The organism is Methylobacterium sp. 13MFTsu3.1M2, assembly GCF_900112625.1.
In the GTDB taxonomy this organism is placed as follows: domain Bacteria; phylum Pseudomonadota; class Alphaproteobacteria; order Rhizobiales; family Beijerinckiaceae; genus Methylobacterium.
The window spans coordinates 174,135-183,498 of the sequence record NZ_FOMM01000016.1 but is presented as its reverse complement, the minus strand read 5'-3'; the positions used below and the strand labels follow the sequence as shown (position 1 = coordinate 183,498).

Here is a 9,364-nt window from a genome sequence, read left to right as displayed (position 1 = left end):
CCGATTGGCTTGATCGCTCTCGTGATCCGTGTCCGGACTGGTTCGGCAGCCGCAAAGGCTGGCGAAGCCAGAGACACACGAAACAAGAAGACCCGCAGCGACACCGCTGCCTGCTTGCCGAACACAGCACTCGCCGTCGCAGCACCCTGCGAAGGCCAAGTGCCAAAAGAATTGCGATGCGCCGGTCTGGTGGCCTGAGCGGCGTGCCCAGAACCCGATCCCATCTCGAACTCGGCCGTTAAACACGCCAGCGCCTATGGTACTGTGTCTCAAGACACGGGAGAGTCGGTCGCCGCCAGACCTGCCCATCGCAAGACACACACCTTCCCTCACCACGAACACCGATCCGGCCCCCGGACACGGCGCACGCTCACGAGAGCCCGCGTCGACCCGGACCAGCCGTACAGACTTGGCGCGGGGTGGAGCAGCCCGGTAGCTCGTCAGGCTCATAACCTGAAGGTCACAGGTTCAAATCCTGTCCCCGCAACCAAATCCGACACACAGAACCCGCCGCGCTCAACAGCGCGGCGGGTTTTGCGTTGTGGCAGTAAGTCGCGTGGAACCGCGCGTGGCGCGGACACGCTCCGGAACACGGCCTGCCCTCCGCGAGGGGAGGGGAGTCCGAGCACCGAGCCGCCCCGGGTTCGCGGTCTGTGCCGCCTGCATCACGCGCGTCGGAGCCCGTCGTTGACCAGCCTCATCGCGAGCGGCCGAACCGGTTCCCGGGCGCGGTCCCCGGGCCGCGACCTTGGCGGTGTTGGCCTCGCAGGCACCTGGCCTTAAGATGCGGTGGGGTACGTCGTGATACGGCGTAAGGGGGGAGCGGCAATGATCTCACAGGCAGGCGGCACGGCCGACCTCGATCGGAGCTGAAGAGCGCGGTTTGCGCGTCTCCGCTCCCTCTCATCGTGCGGCCCGCCCGGTGATGCGTCGCGCATCGCCGCCGAGGCTGGTCGCCCTGGCCCTGGCCCTGCTGGTCGCCGCGGGGAGCCAACCCGCGCGCGCCTTCGACCTGTTCGGCCTGTTCGGCAGCGAGCCGGAGCCGCCGCCACCGAGTGCGACAGCGCTTCCGTACACGCTGCGGATCACCGGCACGGACGATTCCGACGTGCTGCGGGCCCTGCAGGACACGTCCACCCTCTATCGCCTGCGGCAGGAACCGCCGCCCGACGGCGAGGGCCTGCTGCGCCGGGCCGAGACCGACCGCGCCAAGCTCGCCGACGTCCTGTCGGGCTACGGCTACTATCAGGGAACGGTGTCGATCCGGATCGACGGGGCGCCCGTGCCGGGCCAGGCGGCGACCGCGGTCGGTGCCGCGGAGGCGTGGCGCAACCGCGGCCTCGTCCCGGTACGGATCGCGGTCGATCTCGGGCCCCTCTACCAGCTGCGCCGGATCACCGTGCGCGATCCGGCGGGCAACCCGTTCCCGGACTCCGCGCTACCCGCGCGGGTCACACGCGTCGACGACGACGTTCCCGCGCGCTCGGCCACGGTGCTGGCGCGGGAAGCGCAGATCGTCGACCAGTTCCGCGCGCAGGGCCATCCCTTCGCCAAGGTGATCGCGCGCGACCCCGTGGTGGACGATGCCGCCCACGTGATGGACGTGACCTTCACGGTGGCGCCAGGCCCGGTAGCCGGACTCGGCCCGGTCACGGTCAGCGGCGCGCCGGGCATCGACCCGGCCACCATCCGCTCCTTCATCTACGCCGAGCCGGGCGACCCGTACTCGCCCCAGGCGGTGGCGGCGATCCGCCGGTCGGTGGCGCGGATCGAGGGGATCGGCGGCGTGCGGGTCCGCGAGGGCACGACCCTCGACGCCGACGGGAACCTGCCGCTGTTCGTCGCGGTCACCGAGCGCGAGCGCAACCTCGTGGGCGTCTCGGCGCGCTACTCCACCGTCGACGGGCCGGGCGTGCGGGCCTACTACGCCAACCGCAACCTGTTCGGTGGCGGCGAGTCCTTCCGGGTGGATGCCGACATCTACTATCTGGGTCTCGGCAACGACCCGTTCGCCAACCAGCGCAAGCTCGCGGGGATCGGCACGAACGGCCTCGGCGGCCGCCTCTCGGCGACCTATGTCCAGCCGGCCCTGTGGGGGACGCGCAACGACTTCCTCGCGAACGCCTTCATCACCCGCGAGGTGCAGCAGAGCTACCTCGTGGATGGCGGGGGCGTCTCGGGGGCGATCCGCCACCGGTTCTCGGACACGTTCTCGGCGCAGATCGGGCTCGACGCGCAGGCAGGCCGGTCGAAGGACGCCCTCGGCACGGTCAATTACCGGCTGATCGGCGTGCCGGCCTCGGTCACCTACGATTCCACCGACAGCCTCCTCGACCCGACGCGGGGCGTCCGGGCCATCGCGTCGCTGGCGGTCTATCCCAGCGCGATCTCCTCGCCCGGCATCGTCGTGGCCAAGGCGCAGGGCTCCACCTACTACGCCCTCGACGACGAGGCCCGCATGATCCTCGCCGGCCGCGTCGGCTTCGGCTCGGTCTCGGGCGCGCCGCTGGGGGAGATCCCCGACAATTTCAGGTTCTTCGCCGGCGGCGGCGGCTCGGTCCGCGGCTACCCGTACCGGACCCTCGGGCCGATCGGTCCCTTCAACCTGCCGATCGGAGGCCGCAGCCTGCTGGAGGCCTCGCTCGAGGCACGCATCAAGGTCACCGACACGATCGGCGTGGTGCCGTTCTTCGACGCGGGCACCGCCTTCGCCTCGGCGACGCCGGATTTCGACGAGAAGATCCGCAAATCCGTGGGCATCGGCCTGCGCTACTACACCGGCATCGGGCCGATCCGCGCGGACGTCGCCTTCCCGCTCGACCCCTACAAGGGCGGACACGTGCGTCCCGCCGTCCTGTATCTCAGCCTGGGGCAGGCGTTCTGAATGGTGTTCCGAACCGGACTCACGCCGCGCACCGCGCGTCCGACCGCCCGTCCCGGCCGGTGGAGCCTGGCGCTCGTCCTGGTCTGCCTCGCCCTGCTGCCCTGGACCCTCGCGGCGACGCGCGCCGACGAGGGCGACAAGTCCGTCCTCGGCGGCCTCCTGTCCCGCGCCCTGTCGACGCCCTCGTCGCGGGTGGCGATCGGCGCCATCGACGGCGCCCTGTCCTCGGACGCGACCATCCGGGACGTGGCGATCAGCGACCGCGACGGCGTCTGGCTGAAGCTCGACCGGGCCCGCATCGTCTGGCGGCGGCTCGCCCTCCTGTCGGGACGGCTGGAGGTCGACAGCCTCGAGATCGGGCATCTCGACGTGCTGCGCCGGCCGATACCCGGACCGCCGCCGCCCGAGGCCAAGCCCGACGGGCGGCTCCTCCCGGACCTGCCGGTCAAGGTCGAGATCAAGGGCTTCAAGCTGGCCGAGCTGACGCTGGGCGAGGCGGTGGCCGGGCAGCCGGCGCGGCTGTCGGCGGAGGGCCGGGCGAAGCTCGGCGCCGCCAGCGAGGGGCTCGACCTGCAGGCGAGGGCGCAGCGCCTCGACGCGCCGGGCCGCTTCCTGCTGTCGCTGCTGTTCGTGCCGAACGGCGAGCGGCTGGAACTCAAGGCGAACCTGGTCGAGCCGGCGGGCGGCCTGCTCTCGAAGGCCGCCAACCTGCCCGGCACCCCGCCGATCGACTTCGCGCTCGACGGGACCGGGACACTGGATGCCTGGGGGGCCAAGCTCGACTTCACGGCCGGTCCCGACATCGGCGCCAGGGGCGGGGCGAAGATCTCCCGCATCGGGGCCGAGCGGCGCCTCGCCCTCGACCTCGCGGCCCGGATCGAGGGGCTGATGCCCGGTCCGGCGGCGGCGGTCTTCGCCGGCACCACCAAGCTCGACGGCGGCCTCGCCTTCGCGGATAGCGGCGCCTTCCGGATTGACCGGCTGGAGCTGACCTCCCGCACGGCGCGCCTGACGGCCGGCGGCAGCCTGACCCGCGACCGGGTCGCCGACCTGACGCTGCAGGCGCGCGCCGTGCCGACGGAGGGCGACGTCACCCGGGCCGGCGAGGCCGAGATCGGCAAACTCGTCTTCGACGGCAGCCTCAAGGGACCGCTGGCGGCGCCAACCGTCCGGGGCCGTCTCGACGCGGCCGCCCTGCGCAGCCGCGATTCCAGCCTGGACCGGATCGAGGCCAGCCTCGGCATCGACCCGCAGGGCGAGCCGTCGGCGCAGCGTTTCGCCATCGCGGCGGACGGCCGGGTCGACGGCCTGAAGCTCGCCGACCCGGCCCTGCGCCGGGCGATCGGCAGCCGGGCCACCGTGACGCTCCGGGCCTCGGCCAGCGCCGACGGCGTTCTCGATATCGCGGCGCTCAAGCTCGATTCCGACACGGCGCGGGCCGCCTATGCCGGCCGGGTCGGCCAGAACACCCTGACCGGCACCGTGGACGCGGCGCTGCCGGACCTCTCCGTCTTCTCGGGCCTCGCGGGCCAGGGTCTCGCGGGCAGCCTCGACGCCAAGGCGCGGCTCAGCGGCGATCCGGCGCGCAAGGCCGTCGCCGCCGACCTCGCCGTGACGACGAGCGGCGTCGTCACCGGGATCCGGGCGGCCGACCGCACCCTCGGCCGCGCGCCGAGCCTCCAGGGGCGCGTCTCCCAGACCTTCGACGGGTACGGCTTCGACCATCTGCGCCTCGAAGGCTCCGGCGTCACCGCGACCCTGCAGGGCGAGGCGACGGCGACCCGCGCGGACGTCACCGGCAGGATCGACCTCAAGAGCCTCGCGGATCTTGACGGGCGCCTCACCGGCAGGGCGGGCGTCGACGCGCGCCTGACCGGATCCCTCGAGCATCCGGACGTGACCGCGACCCTGACGGCGCCCTCCGCCACCGCGGCCGGCAAGCCGATCCGGGACCTGCGCGTCGAGGCGGTCCTGCGGGACGCGCTCCTCGCGCCGGACGGCACGGTCCGGCTCGGCGGCGATGTCGGCGGCAAGCCGCTGACCGGCGGCGCGCACCTCGCGCGCGTCGGCGGGGACTGGGTCCTCGACCGGCTCGGCCTCGATCTCGGCTCGGTCTCCGTCGCCGGCCAGGCGACGGTCGCGGCCGACACGTGGCTGTCGGCCGGCGCGCTCACCGTGCGGGCCGGCGACCTGACGGACATCGCGCCCCTGGTCCCGGAACCGGTCGCGGGCCGCCTCGACGCCGCGCTGACCCTCGCCCGCGACGGCGGGCGCCAGGACGTGACCGTCCGCGCCACCGGGGCCGGTCTCCGCTACGGCGAGACCGCCCTCGCGCGGCTCGACGCGGACCTCTCGGGACGCGACCTGCGCGCCCACCCGGTCCTCGACGGGCGCGTCGAGGCCGACCGGCTCGTGGCCGCCGGCCAGCAGGTCGACACGATCCGGCTCCTCGCGAACGGCACGCCCGCCTTCAGCGACATGAGCCTCACCGCCCGGGCGCGCGGCTTCACGCTCGACGGTGCCGCGCGCGTCGTCCCGGCCGCGGACACGCGGATCGAGATCCAGCGCCTGTCGGCGGCCCGCGGCAACGACCGCTTCGCCCTCACCGGGCCGGCGGCGATCACTCTCCGGGACGGCGGCGCGGTGATCGACGGCCTGTCGATCGCGGCGGGCTCCGGCCGCGTCACGGTCGCGGGCCGCGCCGGGCGGGATCTCGACCTCAAGGTGGGGATCCGGTCGCTGCCCCTGTCGCTCGCCCGGATCGCCGCGCCGAGCCTCGCCCTCTCGGGGACCCTGGACGGGGAGGCGGATCTCCGCGGCCCCGCGACGCGGCCGGAGGGGCGCTACGCGGTCAGCGTCGCCAAGCTCGTCGCCCCGCAGACGCGGCAGGCCGGCTTGCCGGCGATCGACGCGACCGCCAAGGGCACGCTGTCGGACGGGCAGGCGAGCCTGGACGGGCGAGTCACGGCCGGGCGCGGCGTCGCCCTGACGGTCTCCGGGTCGCTGCCCGTGGAGGCCGGGGGTCCGCTGGACCTGCGCGCGCGCGGGACACTCGACGCCGCCCTCGCCAATTCCCTCCTGAGCGTCGGCGGCCAGAGCGTCACCGGCAAGATCGCCATCGACGGCGGCGTCACCGGCACGCTCGCGGCGCCGCGGGCCCAGGGCGCGGCGGTGCTGAGCGGCGGGAGCTTCACCGATCCGCTGAACGGGCTCCGCTTCACCGGGATCGAGGGTCGCGTCACCGGCCGCGGCGACAGCGTCGTGGTCGAGCGCCTGACCGCGACCGCCCGCAACGGCGGTCAGGTCTCCGTAACCGGCCGCGTCTCCCTCGCGCCCGACTTCCCGGGCAATTTCCACGTCGTCGCCGACAAGGCCGAACTCGTCTCGAGCCCTCTGATGACGGCCGTGTCGAGCGTCGACATCACGCTGGCGGGGCCGCTGGCGCGGACGCCGCGGATCGCCGGCCGGGTGAACGTCGTGTCGATCGACGTCGCGGTTCCGGACCGGCTGCCGGCCACCATCCGGCCGCTGCCGGGCGTCCGCCACGTCAACACGCCGCCGGCCCTGAAGGCGCGTCTGGCGCAGCGGGCGGAGCGGAAGGCCGCGACCCGGTCCGGGCGACGGGGCGGGAAGCCGGCCGTCCCGTTCGACGCCACCCTCGACGTGACGATCGACGCGCCGAGCCGCATCTTCGTGCGCGGGCGCGGCATCGACGCGGAACTCGGCGGTGCGCTGCGCGTGACCGGCACCTCGGCGTCGCCCAACGCCAACGGCGCGTTCTCGCTGCGGCGCGGACAGTTCGAGCTCGTGGGCCAGCGCCTGGATTTCAGCCGCGGCCGGCTGACCTTCGCCGGCAGCCTGACCACGCCGGAGCTCGATTTCGTCGCCGAGACCAAGGCCACCGACGTGACCGCCCGCATCGCGGTCTCGGGCTTCGCGGACGCGCCGCAATTCTCCCTGACCTCGGATCCGGTCCTGCCGCAGGACGAGATCCTGTCGCGGATCCTGTTCAAGAAGGCCTCGGCCGGCCTGTCGCCGTTCCAGGCGCTGCAGCTCGCCCAGGCGGTCGCCCAGCTCTCGGGGGGCGCCGCCGGTCCGGACGTGTTCGAGCAGGCGCGCAAGAGCCTCGGCCTCGACAGCCTCGACGTCTCCACCGGCGCGAGCGGCGGGCCGGCGATCGGCGCCTCGCGCTACATCTCGGATCGGGTCAGCGTCGGCGTGAAGGCCGGGGCGAAGCCCGCCGACACCGCCGTCGGGGTCGACTTCGACGTCACCCGCCGGATCAAGCTGAAGGGCGAGGCCGGGACCGACGGCCGCACCAGCCTCGGTGTCGGCGCCGAGTACGAGTGGTAGCCGGCACGGTCACACAGCTGCCCGTTCCACCGCGCCCGCGGGGCTGCGGGATCGACACGCCCGGTCAATGGTTTAGGTTCGGGACGAGCGGCCGCCAGGGCCGCCGATCGGGCGGGAAACACCACGGGCGATGGACGAGCTTTTCGAGACCGATGACGATCCGCCGGTTCCGGAGGGCGGCCTTATCCGCAAGCTCCCGATCATCAACAGGCGGGGCCTCCACGCCCGCGCCTCCGCGAAGTTCGTGCAGACCGTGGAGCGCTACGACGCCGCCGTGACGGTCACCCGGGCCGGCGAGACGGTCGGCGGGCGCTCGATCATGGGCCTGCTGACGCTCGGCGCCGCCATGGGTACACGCATCGCCGTCACCGCCGTCGGCCCGGACGCGGAGAGCTGCCTCGACGCCATCGAGGCCCTGCTGGCCAACCGCTTCGGCGAGGACGAGTAACCTCTAGGCCGTCGCCTTGCCCGGCCACGCGCACAGGTCGGAGACCGGGCACCGGGGGCAGGCGGGCTTCCGGGCCGTGCAGATGTAGCGCCCGTGCCGGAACAGCCAGACATGGGCGTTGTCCTTGAACGCGTCCGGCACGATTCGGGCGAGGCCGTCGGCCACCGCGTCGACCGTCGCGCCCGGGGCGAGGGGGATCCGGTTCGCGATCCGGAAGATGTGGGTGTCGACCGCGATCACCGGCTCGTGGAAGGCGAAGTTCGCCGTGACCTCGGCGCTCTTGCGGCCGATCCCCGGCAGGCGGCGCATCTCCGCGGCGCTGCGCGGGACGGCGCCGCCGTGCTCCGCGAGCAGGACCGCCGACAGCCTGACGATATTGCGCGCCTTGGAGGGCCCGAGCCCGACCGGCCGGACGATCTCGGTGATCCGGGCCTCCCCCAGGGCCGCCATGGCGGCGGGATCGCGGGCCTCGGCGAACAGCGCGTCCGCGATCCGCGAGACGGTCGGGCCAGTGGACTGGGCCGAGAGCAGCACGGTCACGAGCAGGCGGAACGGGTCGGTTCGGTCGAATCCGGCCTTCGGATCCGGGTCCCGCTCGGCGAGGCGCGCGAGGATGGCGGCCACCCGGTCGGCCTCGCGCGCCTCGCGCGAGCGCGGCACAGTCCGTGCGGCCGCCCTCCGGCGCGGAGCGGGTCGAACGCCGTGGGGCAGGTCGCGGGTCATGTCGGCCAGCTAGGGTTCGCCGCCCCCGTCGACAGGCGCCCCGGACGCGGCGGATTGACCGCTCACCGACCACTCAGGCCCGGGCGCGGCGCCAGGGCACCGCGTTGGCGCCGGCGCACAGGTGGAGCGTCCCGGCGACCACCGCGCCGGCCCGCCGGCGGAACTCGACCCGCAGCGCGCCGCGGCGGGCGAACAGCCGGGTGACCACACGCACCAGCGACGCCTCGGCCGGGTCGGCGATGATCGGCCGCGCGGCCGTGCGGGCGTCGAGGGCGAGGAAGGTCTCGACCGCGTCGCGGACCGCTTCCGGCTCGGTGACGGCGAGCACCTCGGTCTCCGCGGGCTCCCAGCCCTCGGGACGCACGCCGAGCAGGTTCCCGGCCGGGATCGGCCGGGAACGCGCCGGGCGGCTGGCAGCCAGGACGGGGCGCCGCGGCTCCGGATCCGGGGCGGGCGCGGACTGGCCGACGAAGCGGAGCGGGCGGCGCAGCGCCCCGAGCCGCTCCCGCAGCGCCCGGTCGACGGCCTCCGCGGCCGCGCGCTCCACGAGGGCGGCCGCGTCGGGCTCGGCGGGCTCCCAGAGCCGGGCGCGGCGGCCCCAGACCGGATGCGGCATCGCCAACGGGACCACGCCGCGCAGGGTTTCGTGGCCGTCGCGCGCGTCGCGGCTCCAGGCGAGGGCGACGGCGACGGGACGACCGGCCGGGCGGTGCTGGGCGAGCGGGAGAAGGTGGTCCGGGTCGCGCAGCGGGTCGGTCACCGCGTTGCGCACCAGCATGGCCCGCCACGCGGCGACGGAGGCCGCGTCGACGGCACCGGGTCGCCGCAGATCGACCCGCCAGGTCCCGGTCTCGGCGCCGTCCTCGGCGCCGGCTCCGGCTTCCGGATCCGCCGCGCGGTCCGGCCGCTCGGTGAGCCCGCCCTGTATCACGGTGAAGCGTCGCGCCATCCGCGTG

General features: G+C 74.3%; 6 protein-coding genes, 1 tRNA gene and 1 rRNA gene. 6 read left to right on the top strand and 2 right to left on the bottom strand.

Going from position 1 to position 9,364, the window contains the following annotated elements:
- From BM314_RS30830 to BM314_RS17440, 6 genes are all read left to right on the top strand, one after another.
- On the top strand, positions 1–198 hold a 198-nt coding region (locus BM314_RS30830), incomplete at its 5' end, for a hypothetical protein (RefSeq protein WP_210187349.1).
- A 5S ribosomal RNA gene (gene rrf / locus BM314_RS17460) occupies positions 186–301 on the top strand. The genes BM314_RS30830 and rrf, both read left to right, overlap by 13 nt.
- Positions 302–413: 112 nt before the next feature.
- Positions 414–490: transfer RNA gene (locus BM314_RS17455), tRNA-Met, on the top strand.
- A 435-nt stretch (positions 491–925) separates the two neighbouring features.
- Entirely contained in the window at positions 926–2,884 is a 1,959-nt protein-coding gene (locus tag BM314_RS17450; RefSeq protein ID WP_091979210.1) for an autotransporter assembly complex protein TamA, read from the top strand.
- Entirely contained in the window at positions 2,885–7,237 is a 4,353-nt protein-coding gene (locus tag BM314_RS17445) for a translocation/assembly module TamB domain-containing protein (RefSeq protein ID WP_091979209.1), read from the top strand.
- A gap of 130 nt (positions 7,238–7,367) precedes the next feature.
- Positions 7,368–7,685 (top strand): HPr family phosphocarrier protein, encoded by a 318-nt coding sequence (locus tag BM314_RS17440; protein WP_020094097.1) that lies wholly within the window; start codon positions 7,368–7,370, stop codon positions 7,683–7,685.
- Positions 7,686–7,688: 3 nt separating this feature from the next.
- Here BM314_RS17440 and nth read toward each other — a convergent pair whose 3' ends face one another.
- Together nth and BM314_RS17430 are read right to left on the bottom strand one after the other, a co-directional pair.
- Positions 7,689–8,309, bottom strand: coding sequence for an endonuclease III domain-containing protein (gene nth, locus BM314_RS17435; RefSeq protein ID WP_244539967.1), 621 nt, complete (start codon positions 8,307–8,309; stop codon positions 7,689–7,691).
- Between the two features lie 172 nt (positions 8,310–8,481).
- The gene (locus tag BM314_RS17430; protein WP_091979205.1) at positions 8,482–9,357 is read right to left on the bottom strand and encodes a GNAT family N-acetyltransferase; all 876 of its coding nucleotides are present in this window, start codon (positions 9,355–9,357) and stop codon (positions 8,482–8,484) included.
- Positions 9,358–9,364: the final 7 nt, after the last annotated feature.

What these genes read in the sequence shown, in the direction of transcription:
- BM314_RS17450 (WP_091979210.1), top strand. Translation starts at nt 926, where the DNA reads ATGCGTCGCGCATCGCCGCCGAGGCTGGTCGCCCTGGCCCTGGCCCTG.
- BM314_RS17445 (WP_091979209.1), top strand. Translation starts at nt 2,885, where the DNA reads ATGGTGTTCCGAACCGGACTCACGCCGCGCACCGCGCGTCCGACCGCC.
- BM314_RS17440 (WP_020094097.1), top strand. Translation starts at nt 7,368, where the DNA reads ATGGACGAGCTTTTCGAGACCGATGACGATCCGCCGGTTCCGGAGGGC.
- BM314_RS17430 (WP_091979205.1), bottom strand. Translation starts at nt 9,357, where the DNA reads ATGGCGCGACGCTTCACCGTGATACAGGGCGGGCTCACCGAGCGGCCG.